We start from the raw sequence: 17,771 nt of genomic DNA on the forward strand, positions 1-17,771 counted from the left end.
CTATGTCTACTTTCGTTCAGAAGCCCGCTGAGGTGGAGAAGAAGTGGGTCATCATCGACGCCGAAGGCCTCGTTGTTGGTCGCCTCGCCACCATCGTTGCAACCCGCCTGCGCGGCAAGCACAAGGCTACCTACACCCCCCACGTTGATGATGGCGACAACGTCATCGTTATCAACGCGGAAAAGGTTGCCTTCACCGGCAACAAGTACTCCGACAAGAAGTACTACTGGCACACCGGTCACCCGGGTGGCATCAAGGAGCGTACGGCTCGCCAGATCATCGAAGGCCGCTTCCCGGAGCGCGTCGTTGAAAAGGCCATCGAGCGCATGATCCCGCGCGGCCCGCTCGGCCGTCGCCAGATGAAGAACCTGCGCGTTTACGCCGGCTCGAACCATCCGCACGAAGCACAGCAGCCCACCGTTCTCGACGTGGCCGCGCTTAACAAGAAGAACGTAAGGAGCGCCTGATAATGGCCGATCTTTCCTCTCTGAAAGACCTCGCCCCGGCATCGGAAGCTTCGGCTCCCGTGCACGTCCGCAAGGTTGATACCCTCGGCCGCTCCTACGCGACCGGCAAGCGCAAGAACGCCGTAGCCCGCGTATGGGTGAAGGCCGGTTCTGGCAAGATCATCATCAACGGCCGCGATTTCACCACGTATTTCGCACGTCCGGTTCTGCAGATGATCCTCCAGCAGCCGCTGGTCGCAGCTGCCCGCTCCGGTCAGTTCGACATCATTGCAACGGTTGCAGGCGGCGGTCTTTCCGGCCAGGCCGGCGCCGTACGTCACGGCGTTTCCAAGGCGCTCACCTACTTCGAACCGGGCCTGCGCTCCGTTCTGAAGAAGGGTGGCTTCCTGACTCGCGACAGCCGCGTTGTCGAGCGTAAGAAGTACGGTAAGGCCAAGGCCCGCCGTTCGTTCCAGTTCTCCAAGCGCTAATCGCTTCTCGGAACGGTTCGTTCAGAACTTCAAAAGGCGGGGCTTCGGCTCCGCCTTTTTTTATTGCTTTTCGCGGGCAAGATGCCACTTTGGCGATGACCACACAAGAATTCAACCGGCAGCAATAACAGATGACTGAATTTGAGCAATATTATCGCGAGCGCGAGGCGCTTCTGCATCAGACTGCCACCTCCGTGAAAACTCTTTTAAGTAGCCTACTCGATGTAGATAACCACGAATATCTTTCAATTACTTACCGGGTAAAAGAACTAAAATCTTGCCTGGACAAAATATCCAGAAAGAAATATCGGGACCCTTTACAATCAATGACCGATCTAGTCGGCATCAGAGTGATCGTGTACTTCGAGCATCAGATAAAAGACATCGAGAAACTATTACGAGACAACATTGAAGTTGACGAAAATAACTCGCATGACAAAAATACCGAGCTTGGCAATGACAGGATTGGATACAGATCGCTGCATTTAACTGGACGCATCAATTCCCATAGAGCGCAATTGAAGGAATATAAAAATATTGCAGACCAGAGATTTGAAATACAGATCAGAACCGTTTTGCAACACGCGTGGGCGGAGTTAGCGCACGATAGAGCCTATAAGCTCAGCGGTGGTCTCCCGCAGAAAATCCAACGAGAAGTAAATCTATATGCGGGCTTACTGGAAATAGCTGATAAATCATTCAGCGATATAGTGAGGAAGGTCGAGTTATATAAAGAAGAATTACTACATACTGATATTTCTCAAGAAAGCGTCAATGCTCTGAGTCTTAACAAATTTCTAGATGACGTCGCAGAAAAGAATCATATAAAACTCAATAAACGATTATCTATAGATGAAGTTGTTACAAATGAGGCTTTAAATTTTGGGTTTCAGAATATCAGCGATATTGAACAATTGATAACTAAAGAATTTTTAGATGCAGAAAGAAAATATGAGAATTCGGAGACATCGATCGGATTAATAAGAAACATTATGCTGTGGCACGACCCAGAGCGATATTTTAGGGATTGCTGGGATGAAAATTGGAACGGCATATCTCCATCGTCCTTGAGATTGTTCTCTCAGAGGCACGACAAATTCGACAATTTGCTAGACCAGTTTGGGGTTGAGGTCCTAGCCGGCGATGACGACGATGAACAGATGGCGTTAGTTGACGCGGATGATTGAGATGAAAACAATTGACCATGCTTTTACCGCAACGACGCTGACCTCGGCCGCCACCGACCCGACCCATGCCGGCGTCCTCTCCTTCATGCGGCGTAAATATACCAAGAACCTCAAGGGTGTATCGACGGCCATCTGGGGCGTCCCCTTCGATGCGGCGACGTCCAACCGCCCCGGTGCGCGCTTCGGGCCGCAGGCGATCCGCAGGGCTTCGGCGATTTTCGACAATGACCCGCAATATCCCTTCGCACGTGATCTCTTCGCCCACATGCCGACCATCGATTACGGCGACTGTCTGCTCGATTACGGCAATCACTGGAAGACGCCTGATACGATCGAAAAGGAAGCGCGCCGGGTCATCTCCAAGACGGATTATCTGCTGACGCTCGGCGGCGATCATTTCATTACCTGGCCGCTTCTGAAGGCGCATGTCGCCAAACACGGGCCGTTGGCGCTGGTGCAGTTCGATGCGCATCAGGACACCTGGTTTGATGACGGCAAGCGCATCGACCACGGCTCCTTCGTGGCGCGCGCCGTGCGCGACGGGCTGATCGACCCCGACCGTTCAATCCAGATCGGCATCCGCACCCATGCGCCTGACGATTTCGGCATTCGCATTCTCCATGGTTACGAGGTGGAGGAAATGCGGGCAAGCGATATCGCCTCGCTGATCGTCAAGCACACGGCAGGCATGCCCGCCTATTTGACCTTCGATATCGATTGCCTCGATCCAGCCTTCGCGCCGGGAACCGGAACGCCAGTCGCCGGCGGGCCGACGAGTGCGAAAATTCTCTCGGTCCTGCGCGGGCTTGGCCAGCTGGATATTCGCGGTTCCGACGTCGTGGAAGTCGCGCCCGCTTACGACCATGCTGATATTACCGCCATTGCCGGAGCCACCGTTGCAATGTATATGCTTGGCCTGCGTGCCGAACGGCTGGCGAAGGCCGGCTGACAAGGAAAACGGCGCTTACCGAACTGATTCCGAATACTCTCGCAACCCTTTGAAAAGTCAGGACAAGGATATGACAGCGAAGATCTTCATCGATGGCGAACACGGCACCACGGGTCTGCAGATCCGCACGCGCCTTGCCGGTCGCCGCGATATCGAGCTGCTGTCCATACCCGAAGCCGAGCGCCGCAATGCGGCGATGCGCGAGGATATGCTCAACAACGCCGACATTTCGATCCTCTGCCTGCCGGACGATGCTTCCCGGGAAGCGGTCTCGATGGTGGCCGGCAACAACAATGTCCGCATCATCGATACCTCGACCGCCTATCGCGTCCATCAGGACTGGGCTTATGGCTTTGCCGAAATGGATAAGGAACAGGGCGAAAAGGTTCGTTCCGCCCGCCTCGTCGCCAATCCGGGCTGCTACCCGACCGGCGCGATCGCCCTTCTGCGCCCGCTGCGCGCCGCAGGCCTCCTGCCCGACGGTTATCCGGTCAGCGTCAATGCGGTTTCCGGCTACACCGGAGGCGGCAAGCAGATGATCGCACAGATGGAAGACCAGAGCCGCGATGACTCAATCAGCGCCAATAACTTCCTTTATGGCCTGACGCTCAAGCACAAGCATGTGCCGGAGATGACCATTCACGGCCAGCTCGACCGTGCACCGCTGTTTTCGCCCTCCGTCGGTCGTTTCCCGCAGGGCATGATCGTGCAGGTGCCATTGTTTGCTGCTGACCTGAAGGACGGCGCGACCATCGAAACGATCCATGCGGCGCTGAGCGCCCACTATGCGGGACAGGACATCGTCAGCGTGGTGCCGCTTGCCGAAAGCAAGGGCCTCGCGCGCATTGACGCCGAAGAACTGGCGGGCAAGGACACGATGAAGCTCTTCGTTTTCGGTACGCCGGGCGGCGAGCATATCAATCTCGTCGCGCTGCTTGACAATCTCGGAAAGGGTGCGTCTGGCGCGGCCGTCCAGAACATGGAACTGATGCTTTCCGCATGAGACTTGCATGAACAGCACCACGCCATCTTTTCCGGCCTCGTGGAATATCGAGGCCGCAAAACGCATCGCCGATACACCAGCCGGCATCGTTTACGAACTGACGCGCAAGGACGGTTCCCTTGCCGTTGCCAAGGTCCTGAAAAAGAAAGTGCTGAAAGACAGCCTTCGCGGTGCGGATTTCATCGCATGGCGCGCAGGTGTCGGCTGCGTGGAGCTGCTCGACCGCTCGGACGACATTCTGCTGATGGAGCATGCCGGAACCGAGACGCTGCGCGACGTGCTGTTCCGCGACGGTGACGACGATGCCACCACGGAAATCGCCGCTAACGTTCTGCTGGAATATCATCAGCCATCGCAGCAGACGCCGCCCTCAAGCCTGCTGACGCTGCCGCTCTATTTCGAAAGCCTGTTCCGCAAGGCCGAACAGGGCCGCACTGACGGCGTGGAAAGCCCCTATATCGAGGCGGCCACGCTTGCGCAGGAACTGATCGGCAAGCAGCGGGATATCAAGCCGCTGCACGGCGATCTGCACCATGAGAACATCATGCGCAGCGAACGCGGCTGGATCATCATCGACCCGTCAGGCCTGATCGGCGATGCGGCATTCGACGTCGCCAACATGTTCTCCAATCCGCTGGACCGTTTCGACCTCACTCGTAGCGAGGCGCGCATCGCCTCCATGGCGGCGATTTTCGCGAAGACGCTGCAACGGGATGAACGGCTGTTGCTGCAATATGCCTTTGCCTATGGCTGCCTTTCGGCCACGTGGCACGAGGAGGACGAGAATGCGGAAGAGCGCGACAACGAACTCGCCGTCGCGGCAACCATCAAGGCCGTCCTGAAACAGTTCTGAGCAGGCTCAGAGTTTGTCAGGGAAAAGTGGAACCCGGTTTTCCCGAAAAGACAAACAAAACAAAAGAATCCAGAGTCTGCCAGGTTGAGAATGAACCCGACAGACTCTAGTCCCTGATTTCGACCGAAACCGGCGCAGGATATTCGCCGATGAACCCGCGCCAGTGGGCGACGGAAAAACCAAGCACGATCAGCGCCATGCCCTGATGGGCAAGCGCAACATGAATATCCACATGCATTAAAAGCGTGGTGATGCCGAGCGCCGCCTGAATGGAAACCAGCACGAAGAACAGTACGGCGCGGCGGGCGTGTGGCGTATTCGGCAGGGCACGGGCCATCGACACCATATGCCACAGCGTGGCGGCAAACAGCGTATAGGCGCCAAGACGGTGGATGAACTGCACCGTCTTGGGGTTTTCGAAGAGGTTGATCCACCAGGGCTGCTGCAGGAAGAGATCGCCCGGCACCAGCGAGCCGTCCATCAGCGGCCAGGTATTATAGGAAAGGCCGGCATTCAGCCCCGCAACCAATGCGCCGAGATAGATCTGGAACAGACAGAGCACCGTCAGCAACGCAGCAAAGCCCCTGCCCGTCTTTTCGTCGGCGGCGTCGGGCGAATGATGCGACAGGCCGCGCAATATCCACATGCAGCCCGCGAAGATGAGGCAGGCGATGGTCAGATGCGTGGCAAGGCGATATTGCGAGACATCCGTGCGGTTGACGAGGCCTGACGATACCATCCACCAGCCGATGAAGCCCTGAAAGCCGCCAAGCGCCAGAAGGCCGACCAGCGGCAGGCGCAGACGCTTTTCGATGCGGCCGGTCAGCCAGAAGAAGGCGAGCGGCAGTGCGAAGATGATGCCGATGGTGCGGGCAAGCAGGCGATGCGCCCATTCCCACCAGAAAATCGTCTTGAACTCGTCAAGCGACATGCCCTTGTTGATTTCCTGATATTGGGGAATGCGCTTGTAGAGCTGGAACTCTTCTTCCCATTCAGCAACGGAAAGCGGCGGGATGGCGCCATGGATCGGCTTCCATTCGGTAATCGACAGGCCGGATTCGGTAAGCCGCGTGGCGCCGCCGACGAGGACCAGACAGACGAGCGTGAAAAGCACGACGCGCAGCCAGATGCGCAGCAGGCGGCGATCCTTCTCCTGTTTCTGCAGGGCAGCCTCCACCACCATTTCCGCAGAACCATTTGCCATCGTCATGCCGCTCGAACGCATCTTTCAGGTCTCCCTCATACAGTCATGTTGATTAGCCCCAACCGGCACCACAAAACAAGGCCTCAGGGTTTGCGGCATGCGGTCGCGGCGGTATAGTCGCGCCAGCTGTTCAATCACGGAAGATTTCATGCACCCTCGCCTCAGATCGCTCATCGGCACCGTCGTCATCATCTGCCTCGTCGTCGTTTACGCCGTGGTGGCGACGGCCATTGCATCGGCGACCCTGGCGCAATCGCCCTGGTGGGTGCATCTGGCTTATTTCGTATTTACCGGGGTTTTGTGGATTTTGCCGGCGATGCTGATCATCAAATGGATGGCCGGGCCTAAAAAGCAGGGCTGAGCGCCGGCCGTTATATAACACCCACAGGTCGCAATATTATAAACCGATTGTTTGCCGCTCAACGATATAGTCCGACCGAAACAACCGGAGAGAGTGAATGGCGGCTGAGGGGCCGGTCTTTATCAGCGACAAGCAAGCGCCGACCGCCGTGCAAAACGAGCGGCGGAGTGCTGATCGTTTATTGATCGATCTCGTCGATGACGCCGCGACCATCCGTTCCGACTGGGAGCAGCTGGAAAACGACCCGCTCAATTCGCTGCATCAGGGTTTTGGCTGGTGCTCCATCTGGGCGCAAACGCAGGACAGCGCGCTCCTGACACTTCGCGGCCGGCAGGGCGGCAAAACGATCTTCCTGCTGCCGCTTGAAATCGTGCTGGAAGGCGGCATTCGCAAGGCGCGTTTTCCAGGCGGCCGTTTCAACAATATCAATACGGGCCTTTTCTGCCCCTCTTTTGCCGAACAGGCTGGACAGGAAATCGCGGCAGCGATTGCCCGCGAGGCGCGGAAGCTGCTGCATGGCCGGGCCGATATTCTGGCTTTGCAGAACATACCGCTAACGTGGCGCGGCAGGACCAATCCTCTCTCGCATCTTGCTTCCGTCGAAAACCAGAATCCGGCCTTCCAGCTTCCCCTGCTCGAGAGCTTCGAGGCGACGCTTCGGCAGGTCAATGCCAAGAGGCGACGGAAGAAATTCCGCATCCAGAGCCGAAGGGCCGAGGAAATGGGCGGTTACAGCCATGTGATCGCGCGTTCGCCACAGGAAAGATGCGAATTGTTGCAGGCGTTTTTCCGCCAGAAGGCCGCCCGTTTCGCCTCGCAGGGCATTCCGGATGTCTTTCGCAATCAATCGGTGAAGGATTTCTTCTACGATCTCGCCAACTTTCCCGAGACGGGGACAGGCAGCCTGCTGGAACTGCATGCCATTCGCCTGCATGGGGAAAACGAGGGCGTCATTGCCGCGATAGCCGGCCTTTCGCGCAAGCAGGATCACATCATCTGCCAGTTCGGCTCAATCGATGAGTCCGTTTCGGAACTCAGCCCCGGCGAATTGCTGTTCTGGCTGATGATCGAAAGGGCGTGTCGCGAGAAGGCTTCGATCTTCGATTTCGGCGTCGGCGACCAGCTCTACAAGCGCAGCTGGTGCCCGCTTTTTACCGTGCAGCACGATATATTCCTGCCGGTGACATTGAAGGGTCGAGCAGCGGCCTCGATCTATGTCGCCATTGCCCGGACGAAGAGCCTGATAAAATCCAATCCAGCGCTTTATGCGCTGATTCAGCGTTTTCGCGCCGGACGGCCGAAGACGGACACCGCCGCCGACTGAGCGCAGATCACGCCGCGCTCAGATGGTCCGGCTTGCGCATGCCGGTCATCGGCAATGCCTGTTCATAGCCCTCGGCAACCAGTTCACCGAGTGTCTTTTCCAGAAGTTCGCTATCCTTGCCGGGCACAGAGACGATGATTTCCGCCGGCAGGTTGCGCAGCATTTTCCCCAGGCTCGAAATCTGCACCGCGCCGCATTCGACGAGAACAGTATCATAGGCGTCGGAGAGCGCGCCGAGGATCATCGTCAGGCGATCTATGGCGCGCATGGCCTCACGCGGCTGCGCATTACCGCGCGGCACGATATGGGCGTCGGACAGGCGGTCGCTGTGAATGGTTTCACCAAAGGCGGCCGCACCCGCCAGAAGGTCCATGACACCAGGAAGCCCGGCTTCCGGCGCCATCAGCCGCGTCGGACAGGCAGACGCCGTCATATCGACGAGAACGACCGAACGACCCATCTCGGACAAAGCGCGCGCCAGCATGACAGTCGTCGTCGAACCGCTATCACCGGCTGGAGACACAATGGCGGCAACCGGCTTGGCAAGACGGGTGGCAAGGAAACCTGCGACAGCATCAATCGAAAAATCGTCAGAAGTGTCGACATCCTCTTCCGCTGCCTCTTCCTTCGCAGCGGCGACATCTTCCACCGGCGAGGCCGGGATGGCAGCGGCGGCTACGGCCGGCATGCGCTTTTGTTCCTCTTCGGCGGCGGGCTGGTATGCCGCAACCGGCAGGGCCCGCGCAGCAGACGGTATAGTCTCATGATGCGCGGCAACAGGCTGTTCCGGCACCTCCGTTGCCTTGTCCGGATCGGCTGGAGCACGCGAAGGGGAAGGCGGATCGGAGAGCGGCGGAACCTGGTTCCGGCCCATCGGTTTCAAAGCCCGGCCGGTGAAAAGCTCCACCAGCATGACCACGATGCAGGACAGCAGAAAGGCCGCCAGCGTGACGACGATGGTAATCGCGCCGGTCTTCGGGAAATAGGGTTCGCGGGGCTCCACCGCCGTCGAGATGACACGCGCATCGGCCGGCGTGGAATCCACCGAGCCGGCGCGCGACGTCGCTTCCCGGTAACGGGCAAGATAGGTTTCCAGAAGCTGCCTCTGCGCCGAAGCTTCCCGCTCCAGATCGTTGAGGCCAACCTGTTGTTCACCCGCACGCACGCTTTCCGATTTCAGCATGTTCAGTTGCTGGACCAGCTGCCGTTCCCGCAGACGCGAAACATTGGCCTCGTTTTCGAGACTTGCCAGCACCTTGCGGGTTTCTTCCTGAATCTGCCGCTGTATGCCGTCGAGCTGGTTGCGCAGCGCCCGAATGCGCGGATGGCCTTCCAGCATCGAAGACGAGAGATCGGAAATCTGGCTGCGGATCGTGGTTTCGTTTTCCTTCAGCCGCTGGATCGTCGGGGAACTGACGACATCGGGGAAAGTATCAAGCGGACGGCCGTTAGCAAGCGCGCTGCGCACGCCTTCCGCCCGCGCCTCCGCATTGGCGCGCTCCCCGCGGATGCGGCCAAGTTCGGTGGAGATATCGCTGAGCTGGCGGGTGGCGAGGGTTTCGCCCTGCCCCGCCGAAAGAAGATCGGACGAGGCCCGATAATCCGCGACCTTCCTGTCGGCGTCGCGCACCTTTTCACGCAGATTGGCGATTTCCGGCTCCAGCCAGCGTGCCGCTTCCGTGCTTGTATCCAGTTTCGCGCCGCTCTGCAGGGCGATATAGGCCTTCATCATCTCATTGGGGATGGCGGCGGCAAGCTTGGGGTCCTGCGAGGAGAACTCGACCGTGATGACGCGTGAGCTTTCAACCTGATAGACCTGAAGCTTCTCCCGGAAGGCCTTCAGCACCCGCTCTTCGGGCAGCACCTGAAGCGGGTCTTTCTTGACGCCGACGGCGACCAGCAGCTGCGAAACAAGCGAAGGATGAGCCTCCGGATCGAATTCATCCAGCTCGTAGAGCTTCATGTCTTTGGCGACCTGCTTGATGAGGTCGACCGATTGCAGGATCTGCACCTGGCTGGAAACGGTCAATTCATCGAGTACGGGCTCGGCGGGCGCATTCGACTGCTGCGAAGCGCCGAAGGAGGCCGTGCGGGATTCGATGAGCACGCGCGCCTCGCCCTTGTAGGCGGGCGACATCATGCTTGATATCACGAAGGCGGAGCCTCCGGCCAGAAGCGTTATCGCCGCGATCCGTCCCTTGCGCTGCCATATGGCTGCGACAAGCTGCGCAAGATCGATATCCACATCCCTGTCGTCAATGCGATCGCCGTTCATGCAGGCTCCGTAACCGAGACAAACCTCGGGCGCTCAAATATAGATGGCCAATTTTCGCGAAGTTTAAGTCTTGCCGGTAACACAACAGTTAATCCCGGAGAATCCGACGAAATAAAGCTGATATTACCATCGCTCGCCGGGGTTGTTTACCGCACATTAACCCTAACAGAACGATAAGAATGATCAAAGATCGACTCGGAGCCAGATCAGATGCCGCTCGCCGGATCACGACATGTCACCGCACTGACGCTTGCCGTTCTGACGGCCCTTTCCGGCTGCGCGGCATATCAACCCGCGCCGAGGTCCTTCAATGAGACCGCCCTGCAACCCTATCATGTCGATAGCGGCGACAGGCTGCGCATCAACGTCTTTGAGCAGGCCGGGCTGACCAATACCTATACGGTCGATCAGGCCGGCTATGTCGCCTTCCCGCTGGTCGGCCAGGTTCCTGCCCGCGGCAAGACGCTGCCGCAGCTCGAAGCGGCCATCGCCGCCAAGCTGCGCCAGGGTTATCTGCGCGATCCCGACGTGACCATCGAAATCGACCGTTATCGCCCCGTCTTCATCATGGGCGAAGTCGGTCGTCCCGGCCAATATTCCTATGTGCCTGGTATGACGGTGCAAAACGCCATCGCTATTGCCGGCGGCTTCACCCCGCGCGCAAATCAGGCCGATGTCGACATCACCCGCAAGATCAATGCCGAGGTGATGACCGGCCGGATCGGGATTACCGCGCCCATTCTGGCGGGTGATACCGTCTATGTACGCGAACGCTTCTTCTGAAAACGGAGCGGCGAACGTGTCGGATGACGGCCCTCCCCTGCGCATCATTCACTGCTTCCGCTCCCCGGTGGGCGGCGTTTTCCGCCATGTACGTGACCTTATCGAGGAACATGTCAAACAGGGCCACAAGGTTGGCATCGTCTGCGACAGTTCCACCGGCGGTGCGCATGAGGAACGGCTTTTCGCACAGATCACCCCGATGCTGGAACTTGGCCTCACCCGCCTGCCCATCCGGCGGTCCATCAGCCCCGGCGACCTCATGGCGCTGTGGAAATCCTACAAGCACATCAAAAGTTTGCGGCCGGACATTCTGCACGGGCACAGCGCCAAGGGCGGCGCTCTTGCCCGGCTGATCGGCTCACTCCTGCGGGCGAACAGGTATCGCGTAGCCCGCCTCTATTCCCCGCATGGCGGCAGCCTGCATTATGCCAGAAACAGCTTGAAGGGGCAGCTCTTCCTGCGGCTGGAGCGGTTCCAGGAACATTTCACCGATGCGCTCTGTTTCGTCTGCAATTTCGAGCAGGCGACGTATGAAGCCAAGGTCGGCAAGCCCCGCACCCGCACCGCGATGATCTATAATGGCGTGCAGGACAGCGAGTTCGAAACCGTATCCGCCCGCGAGGATGCGGCCCGTTTTCTCTATATCGGCATGCTGCGTGATCTCAAGGGACCGGATGTCTTCATCAGGGCATTCGCGAAAATGGAACGCAGCCTCGGCCAGCCCATGTCCGGCGTGATCGTCGGCGACGGACCGGACAGGGACAAATATGCGGCGATGATCGACAAGGCCGGGCTTTCCCGGCGGATTTCCATGCATGCGGCCATGCCCGCCAGACAGGCCTTCGAACTGGCGACGACGGTGGTGGTGCCTTCACGCGCCGAAGCCATGCCCTATATCGTGCTGGAAGCGCTTGCGGCGGGAAAGACGGTCATTGCCTCGCATGTCGGCGGTATTCCCGAAATCCTCGGAGAAGACAGCGAGGCGCTCGTCCCGGCCGGTGATGCCGATGCGCTGGCGCGGATCATGGTCAAGGATGCCGAGGACGCCGACTGGGCGCAGCGGGTCATGCCGCACCCCGACAGCTTCAAGGCGAAATTTTCAACCCCTGTTATGGCCGATGAGATGATGAAGCTCTATCGCGACCTGCTGACGAGCTAAAGTTATTTTAAAAACACGATTTTTAATTGTATATTCCAGCCGTCCTGTAGAAACTGATCATAAACGTTTCTTAGCATGTTTCGGCTAGTTTTCTGCTCGTAGAGCGCCGCCATCCATCCGGATGCACAAAGGGCGCACTACCACTTTGAGGTTGCGTATCGTTCCGGTTGAAAATCTGTGCGGTTTTCAGGTCGATGCGCTGGAGGGTGCGGACCAAAGCAATGACCAAGACTGACAAGGACAGACTGCAATTCGATCTGGCGTCATTGCGCAAGAAAATCTCCGAGCATCAAACCGGAGAATCCTCCGCATCCGAACCCGTCGTTCTCAATCCGCTTGCTCGGCAGATCGCCAACCAGCTTCGCGCCGGCAATCATTCGCCCAATATGGTGATCGGGCAATTGCGGCTTCTCGAATTCACGATGCTCGTGGTCATCGCCGCCATCGTCAACGGCATCGCAGCCGATCGCGGTCTCGAAACGTTTCTGGCGGTTTTCGGCGGTGGCGTGCTGGGGGCGGCGCTCTGCGTCTTTCTTCTGCAGGCGGGTGATTGTTATCAGCTTCCGACACTGCGCACGCCGCTGAAGATGTTCGCCCGCATCCAGGGCGCCGTCTGTCTCTCCTTCGTGGGAATCGCCTGTTTCCTTCTCCTCTTCTTTCCCGATGCGCTGCACTCCTGGCAGGCTTTCGGCATCTGGTATGCAACCGGTGCGATCGCGATCTTCGCCGGTCGACTGATCCTCGGCTTTGCCATTCGCCACTGGGGCCGCAACGGCGTCATGGAGCGCCGTGCGGTCATCGTCGGCGGCGGCGATACCGCCAAGGACCTTATCCGCTCGCTGGAGCAGCAATCCGATAACGATATCCGCATCTGCGGTATCTTCGACGACCGGAAAAGCGCCCGCTCTCCCGAAGTTGTCGCCGGTTATCCAAAGCTCGGCACCTTTGCGGAACTGGTGGAGTTTGCCCGCCTGACGAAGCTGGACATGCTGATCATCGCCCTGCCGCTCAGTGCCGAGGCCCGCATTCTCCAGCTTCTGCACAAGCTCTGGATTCTGCCGGTCGATATCCGCATCGCAGCGCATGCCAATAAATTGCGTTTCCGCCCCCGCGCCTATTCCCATGTGGGCAAGGTGCCGATGCTGGATGTGTTCGACAAGCCTATCCGCGACTGGGACTCGGTGGCGAAACGCGTGTTCGACATCACTTTCAGCCTCATCGGCATCGCCCTTTTGTGGCCGGTGATGCTGGGGGCGGGAATTGCCGTGAAAGCTACCTCGAAAGGCCCTGTTCTCTTCAAGCAGAAGCGCCACGGCTTCAACAACGAAACGATCAACGTCTGGAAGTTCCGTTCCATGTATACGGAACTCAGCGACCCCACCGCGAAAAAGGCGGTCACGAAGAACGACCCGCGTGTCACACCGGTCGGCCGCTTCCTGCGCAAATCCTCGATGGACGAGCTGCCGCAGCTCTTCAACGTTCTCTATGGCGATCTTTCGCTCGTCGGGCCGCGTCCGCACGCCGTTCATGCCCAGACGGGCGATCTGAAATATACCGAGGTGGTGGAGCATTATTTCGCGCGCCACAAGGTGAAGCCCGGCGTTACCGGCTGGGCGCAGATCAACGGTTGGCGCGGCGAGATCGACCACGGCGACAAGATCAAGTTCCGCACCGAATATGATCTCTATTACATCGAGAACTGGTCGCTGTTCCTCGATCTGAAGATCCTGTTCCTCACGCCGATACGGCTGCTCAAATCGGAAAACGCCTATTGACCCACACCGGTTACCAGCACGCGGCGAATTTCGACGCACCGTTGGCCACCATGCGGCTCATCGGATCGTTCTTCATTGCCTTCGGCGTGTTCCTTTCCGGCTTCGTCATCTCCGAACCGGCGCCTTATGAATTGATGATGGTGGGACAGGTGGCCCTGTGGTTCCTGCTTGGCCTTCGCCTTTCGCGCACCGTCGTCCTGCTTTTATGCCTGCTGCTTGCCTTTAATGTCGGCGGTTATCTTTCGCTCACCACCATGGCCGATCTGGATGAGGGGCCGCTCTATCTCGCTGTCTCGACCTTCCTGGCGCTAACCTCGGTTTTTTATGCGGCGATCGTGGAAGACAAATACCAACGGCTGCTTTTGATTTTCCGGGCCTGGCTTACGGCAGCGCTGATCACAGCGCTGCTCGGCATCATCGGATATTTCCACGCCATCCCGGGTTTTGAGGTCTTCACCCTCTACGATCGTGCAAAAGGCGCTTTTCAGGACCCGAACGTCTTTGGTCCCTTTCTGGTGACACCTTCGCTTTACCTGATCTACGGCCTTCTCACCGGCAAGGCGATGCATGCGCCCTGGCGGATCGCCGGGCTGCTCATCCTGTCGCTTGGCGTGTTCCTGTCGTTCTCGCGCGCGGCCTGGGGCCTGTTTCTGTTCGCCACCATCCTCCTCGTCTTCGTCATGCTGCTGAAGGAACGGACGGCTGCGTTTCGTCTGAAAATCCTCGTGCTGTTTCTCGTCGCCGCCGGGCTGATGGTTGCGGCGGTCATCATCGCGCTGCAGTTCAAGCAGGTGGCGGATCTGTTCTCCAGCCGCGCTTCGGCGGTACAATCTTATGATGGCGGCCATCTCGGGCGTTTTGCACGCCACTATCTCGGCTTCCTGCTCGCCATGGAACACCCGCTCGGAATCGGCCCCATGGTGTTCGACAATATCTTCCCCGCCGCCGAACATAATATCTGGCTGAAGAGCCTGACCACGCATGGCTGGTTCGGTTTCGTCATCTATCTGGTCCTGATCTGCTGGACCGTTGCCGCAGGTTTCAGGCATCTGCTGCGGCCACGCCCGTGGCAGCCGTTCCTGATCATTTCCTGGGTGACCTTCGTCGGACATGTGATGATCGGCGCCGTCATTGATACCGACCACTGGCGGCATTTCTTCCTGCTGCTGGGCATATTGTGGGGATGCATGGCGCTTGAGAAGCGCGAAAGCCTGCGCCGCCGCGCACGGGCTGCCTAAAACGCTTCCCCTTACGGAACCCTACGCCATTTCATGCGTTTAGCCCCCGATTCTGATTGTCAAACGGGGAGACATCTTATGACGCAGACCAATAATCTCTATCTCATCATCGGCGCCCTCCTGATTGTCCTCGTTGGCCTTGGGGCCTATGTCTGGCATGAGGAAAGCAAGCCGAAGGGGATCGAGATGAATATCGGCCCGAACGGCGTTTCCGTTCAGGAGAATTGATCCGCAAGCGTCGCGCAAAGTCCGGCCATTAAGACCGGATGCATCCCAAGCCGAACACGGCAGGGGTGCACCCGGTCTTCTTATGAGAGGAGACGAAAGGCGGGATCGATGCCCGCTGCGCCGGTTCGATACGAATGATGCGTATCGCCCGATCAAGGAAACAGCTAGCGCAATGGTCTCCTCCATCGACCTTTCCACCCGCCTCACCGCCACCAGGCTCGCCCTCAAGGCCATCAAGGAGCAGGAAGACAATTCCCCCGTCACATCCTCCTCGACGCGGGCGTCTATCCTCGATTCCTACGGGCTCGACACCTCCTCTTCCTCTTCCACCAATACGCGGCTCACCCAGCTTCTGGCGCAATATGCCCAGACCTCAAGCGAAGAGACGCAGACCGACGATACCGATACGCAGCTTTCTTCCGGCGATATTAGCAAGGCCGACTTCATGAAGGAGCTGAAGGAGATGCTGGAAGAACTGGCCAGGGATCCGGACAAGGCGTCGCAGGCCAAGGCCATGCTGGAGGCTTTGGCAACAGGCACGCTGACAGTCTCCGATCCCGCCGAGGGAGCACAAATCAAGGCCTGGGACGTGGCCTCCGACAAAAAAACCTCCATGCCGGCCACGGAGATCACCATGACGGGATGGAGCGACTTTCTGAAAGACCATCTCAAACGCGACGGCTCGGCTTATGCCAGAAGCGAGACCGGCGCCTATGTCGACACTGTTTCCGGCGACAATGCGTTTTTCGGCAGCGTCGGCAGCCGTTATTATTATTTCACCTGGCCACAGGCGAAAAACGGGACCCTCACCGTATAAGCTAGATTTCCCGTTGGCGGAACGGACCACTGCGACATGGAACATGCCGCAGCGTCGCTTTTTTCGTCTGCTCAGACGGCAGGCGCGGTGGCCGGTTCGGCTCCGCCGGAGAGCGCCTTTTGCAGCTGCGCTTCCTGCGCCGGCGACAGCGAGGTCTTGATGACCCGCCCGCGCAAGCCTTCGAATTCTGCCAGCACCTTTTCCGGCTGCACCTTGCGGATCAGCACGAACAGCGCCGAAGAACCGTTGGGAATGGTTTCGCCGAGTGATTTGATGAAATCATCATCGATACCGAAATCCGTCAGCGAACCCGCAAGGGCGCCCGTGCCGGCGCCAATCGCGCCGCCGATGGCAAATCCCGCCAGCGGATTGAGGAACAGCAGGCCGACGAGGCCGCCCCACAGACCGCCGGACAGGAAACCGGAGCTCGCGCCGATTGCCGTCAGATTGACGCTCTGCTTCAGATGCACCTTGCCGTCTTCATCGCGAACGACAACCACGGCATCTTCCAGATCGACCAGATATTCCTTTTTCAGGCCTGCAAGCTTCAAAAGCACCCTGTCGGCCACTTCCGTTCCGTCAAAACCAACAACGACGAGTTCGGACATAGTTCGTCTCCCTGAGTTTCAATTCCGCTGCGGTTGAACGCCGAAGAACGCAGCTTGTTCCGGCCATGATGGAAAGAGGATGTGTCACGCGTTTGACGGTCGCTCACGCTGGAGAAGCACCACCCTGCCCCGGCCCCCTCCCGCCGTCCACACCCTCTGTTCCTTTTTTTATGAAAAGACCATTTTCCGCTTGCACCCTAACAGGCTTATATATAAACGGCTTTCAGGTTCGGAGCGTAGCGCAGCCCGGTAGCGCACTTGACTGGGGGTCAAGGGGTCGTGGGTTCGAATCCCGCCGCTCCGACCATCTTTTCCAAGACTTGAGGCATCCCCCACCCTCAAGCAGTTTACACAAAAAGAGCCGTTTTACAGTTGGTGTTCACCGACGGTTCTTTTCGTACGCGATTTTCGCTTCAAGCTCTCCCCTCAAAATGATTCTTCAGGCACTTGCTTGATTCCTCCCCAAACGAGAACATAATTAGACGCTTGGCACGGCGGTATGTGCTTTTCGGAAAATTAGGACGATTTGAACTCTTGAACCGGAGAATGCGCAAGTGCGCGCAAAACCAAGAGAACCGTAAGCCTATGATCATTGCCACGCACCTGAATGCGGGCTGCCATCGAGGACAAAACGTTGTCCCTCATGACAATCCCTAAACTTCTACAGACGATTGAAACTCGCCTTTAGATCGTGCGCTGTTAATAGCGGCTCAATCAAGAAAGGGACGCGATGACAACCGTAGAATACACAGCTAATTGGCTCAGCAATTTCTCGATTTACACAATTTTCACATTCTCGGCAGCACTGCTCACTGTCTTCTGGACTGGAGAAACGAAGGGTAAAGAAGCTCGGAAACCAGCTATTGTTGTGATGGCTGTTTCTGCGGCTCTTTCCTTCGCTTTGTTCGCCGCAGGCTGGGCGATGATTAAATACCAGTGACCTACAGCAATAAAATCCTGCCCATCACCTCCCATAAAATCACGTCACTTGACTGCGACTTACTACCAAGAGGCTGACGATGAGACCGGAATACCTAATCGAAAACGTGCCCGTCAGATTATCTGTGACG

At 58.0% G+C, this 17,771-nt stretch carries 18 protein-coding genes and 1 tRNA gene; 16 read left to right on the plus strand and 3 right to left on the minus strand.

Going from position 1 to position 17,771, the window contains the following annotated elements; translation table 11 throughout:
• Positions 1 to 2: 2 nt before the first annotated feature.
• The 6 genes from rplM (at position 3) to WDZ78_RS07520 (ending at position 4,929) form a co-directional block, all read left to right on the plus strand.
• Positions 3 to 467: a 50S ribosomal protein L13 gene (rplM, locus tag WDZ78_RS07495; RefSeq protein ID WP_003502335.1), complete on the plus strand. Its 465-nt coding sequence runs from the start codon at positions 3 to 5 to the stop codon at positions 465 to 467.
• A 2-nt stretch (positions 468 to 469) separates the two neighbouring features.
• A complete protein-coding gene (rpsI, locus tag WDZ78_RS07500; RefSeq protein WP_003496509.1) occupies positions 470 to 937 on the plus strand; it encodes a 30S ribosomal protein S9 in 468 nt (155 codons plus the stop codon).
• 131 nt (positions 938 to 1,068) lie between these two features.
• A complete protein-coding gene (locus WDZ78_RS07505; RefSeq protein WP_425672678.1) occupies positions 1,069 to 2,124 on the plus strand; it encodes a GTP pyrophosphokinase in 1,056 nt (351 codons plus the stop codon).
• Positions 2,120 to 3,073: an agmatinase gene (gene speB, locus WDZ78_RS07510; RefSeq protein WP_425672707.1), complete on the plus strand. Its 954-nt coding sequence runs from the start codon at positions 2,120 to 2,122 to the stop codon at positions 3,071 to 3,073. The genes WDZ78_RS07505 and speB overlap by 5 nt, the downstream gene beginning before the upstream one ends.
• Positions 3,074 to 3,143: 70 nt before the next feature.
• The gene (gene argC, locus WDZ78_RS07515) at positions 3,144 to 4,076 is read left to right on the plus strand and encodes an N-acetyl-gamma-glutamyl-phosphate reductase (RefSeq protein ID WP_425672680.1); all 933 of its coding nucleotides are present in this window, start codon (positions 3,144 to 3,146) and stop codon (positions 4,074 to 4,076) included.
• A gap of 7 nt (positions 4,077 to 4,083) precedes the next feature.
• Positions 4,084 to 4,929 carry an aminoglycoside phosphotransferase family protein gene (locus WDZ78_RS07520; protein ID WP_087743802.1) on the plus strand — a complete coding sequence of 282 codons (846 nt, stop codon included), beginning with the start codon at positions 4,084 to 4,086 and terminating at the stop codon, positions 4,927 to 4,929.
• Positions 4,930 to 5,035: 106 nt separating this feature from the next.
• On the opposite strand, the gene WDZ78_RS07525 is transcribed toward WDZ78_RS07520, so the two are convergent.
• Positions 5,036 to 6,139, minus strand: coding sequence for a COX15/CtaA family protein (locus WDZ78_RS07525; RefSeq protein ID WP_035212501.1), 1,104 nt, complete (start codon positions 6,137 to 6,139; stop codon positions 5,036 to 5,038).
• A 142-nt stretch (positions 6,140 to 6,281) separates the two neighbouring features.
• Between WDZ78_RS07525 and WDZ78_RS07530 the strand changes: the two genes are divergently transcribed.
• Both WDZ78_RS07530 and uppA read left to right on the plus strand, forming a co-directional pair.
• A complete protein-coding gene (locus tag WDZ78_RS07530) occupies positions 6,282 to 6,494 on the plus strand; it encodes a DUF2842 domain-containing protein (protein ID WP_425672681.1) in 213 nt (70 codons plus the stop codon).
• A gap of 97 nt (positions 6,495 to 6,591) precedes the next feature.
• Positions 6,592 to 7,818 (plus strand): polysaccharide biosynthesis GNAT family N-acetyltransferase UppA, encoded by a 1,227-nt coding sequence (gene uppA, locus WDZ78_RS07535; protein WP_425672682.1) that lies wholly within the window; start codon positions 6,592 to 6,594, stop codon positions 7,816 to 7,818.
• A 7-nt stretch (positions 7,819 to 7,825) separates the two neighbouring features.
• On the opposite strand, the gene uppB is transcribed toward uppA, so the two are convergent.
• Positions 7,826 to 10,093, minus strand: a complete 2,268-nt coding sequence (gene uppB, locus WDZ78_RS07540) for a polysaccharide biosynthesis protein UppB (RefSeq protein WP_425672683.1) — start codon at positions 10,091 to 10,093, stop codon at positions 7,826 to 7,828.
• Between the two features lie 210 nt (positions 10,094 to 10,303).
• Here uppB and uppC point away from each other — a divergent pair, with 210 nt between their 5' ends.
• From uppC to WDZ78_RS07570, 6 genes are all read left to right on the plus strand, one after another.
• The gene (uppC, locus tag WDZ78_RS07545) at positions 10,304 to 10,876 is read left to right on the plus strand and encodes a polysaccharide export protein UppC (protein WP_020012300.1); all 573 of its coding nucleotides are present in this window, start codon (positions 10,304 to 10,306) and stop codon (positions 10,874 to 10,876) included.
• Between the two features lie 16 nt (positions 10,877 to 10,892).
• Positions 10,893 to 12,035, plus strand: a complete 1,143-nt coding sequence (gene uppD / locus WDZ78_RS07550) for a polysaccharide biosynthesis type 4 glycosyltransferase UppD (protein ID WP_425672685.1) — start codon at positions 10,893 to 10,895, stop codon at positions 12,033 to 12,035.
• A gap of 221 nt (positions 12,036 to 12,256) precedes the next feature.
• Positions 12,257 to 13,810, plus strand: coding sequence for a polysaccharide biosynthesis glycosyltransferase UppE (uppE, locus tag WDZ78_RS07555; RefSeq protein WP_425672686.1), 1,554 nt, complete (start codon positions 12,257 to 12,259; stop codon positions 13,808 to 13,810).
• The gene (gene uppF, locus WDZ78_RS07560) at positions 13,807 to 15,048 is read left to right on the plus strand and encodes a polysaccharide biosynthesis O-antigen ligase family protein UppF (RefSeq protein ID WP_425672687.1); all 1,242 of its coding nucleotides are present in this window, start codon (positions 13,807 to 13,809) and stop codon (positions 15,046 to 15,048) included. Before uppE ends, uppF begins: the two co-directional genes overlap by 4 nt.
• A gap of 78 nt (positions 15,049 to 15,126) precedes the next feature.
• Complete coding sequence (locus tag WDZ78_RS07565; RefSeq protein ID WP_425672688.1) at positions 15,127 to 15,276, plus strand: hypothetical protein; 150 nt, start codon at positions 15,127 to 15,129, stop codon at positions 15,274 to 15,276.
• A 172-nt stretch (positions 15,277 to 15,448) separates the two neighbouring features.
• On the plus strand, positions 15,449 to 16,093 hold the full coding sequence (locus WDZ78_RS07570) for a hypothetical protein (RefSeq protein WP_425672689.1): 645 nt from the start codon (positions 15,449 to 15,451) through the stop codon (positions 16,091 to 16,093).
• Between the two features lie 71 nt (positions 16,094 to 16,164).
• Here the strand turns inward: WDZ78_RS07570 and WDZ78_RS07575 are convergent, their stop codons facing one another.
• The gene (locus WDZ78_RS07575) at positions 16,165 to 16,701 is read right to left on the minus strand and encodes a DUF1269 domain-containing protein (protein ID WP_020012295.1); all 537 of its coding nucleotides are present in this window, start codon (positions 16,699 to 16,701) and stop codon (positions 16,165 to 16,167) included.
• A gap of 230 nt (positions 16,702 to 16,931) precedes the next feature.
• Here WDZ78_RS07575 and WDZ78_RS07580 point away from each other — a divergent pair.
• Both WDZ78_RS07580 and WDZ78_RS07585 read left to right on the plus strand, forming a co-directional pair.
• Positions 16,932 to 17,008 (plus strand) — tRNA-Pro (locus WDZ78_RS07580).
• Positions 17,009 to 17,431: 423 nt separating this feature from the next.
• Positions 17,432 to 17,641: a hypothetical protein gene (locus WDZ78_RS07585; RefSeq protein WP_425672690.1), complete on the plus strand. Its 210-nt coding sequence runs from the start codon at positions 17,432 to 17,434 to the stop codon at positions 17,639 to 17,641.
• The last annotated feature ends 130 nt before the right edge of the window (positions 17,642 to 17,771 follow it).

This window comes from Agrobacterium sp. M50-1 (assembly GCF_049843495.1).
GTDB classification, from domain to species: domain Bacteria; phylum Pseudomonadota; class Alphaproteobacteria; order Rhizobiales; family Rhizobiaceae; genus Agrobacterium; species Agrobacterium radiobacter.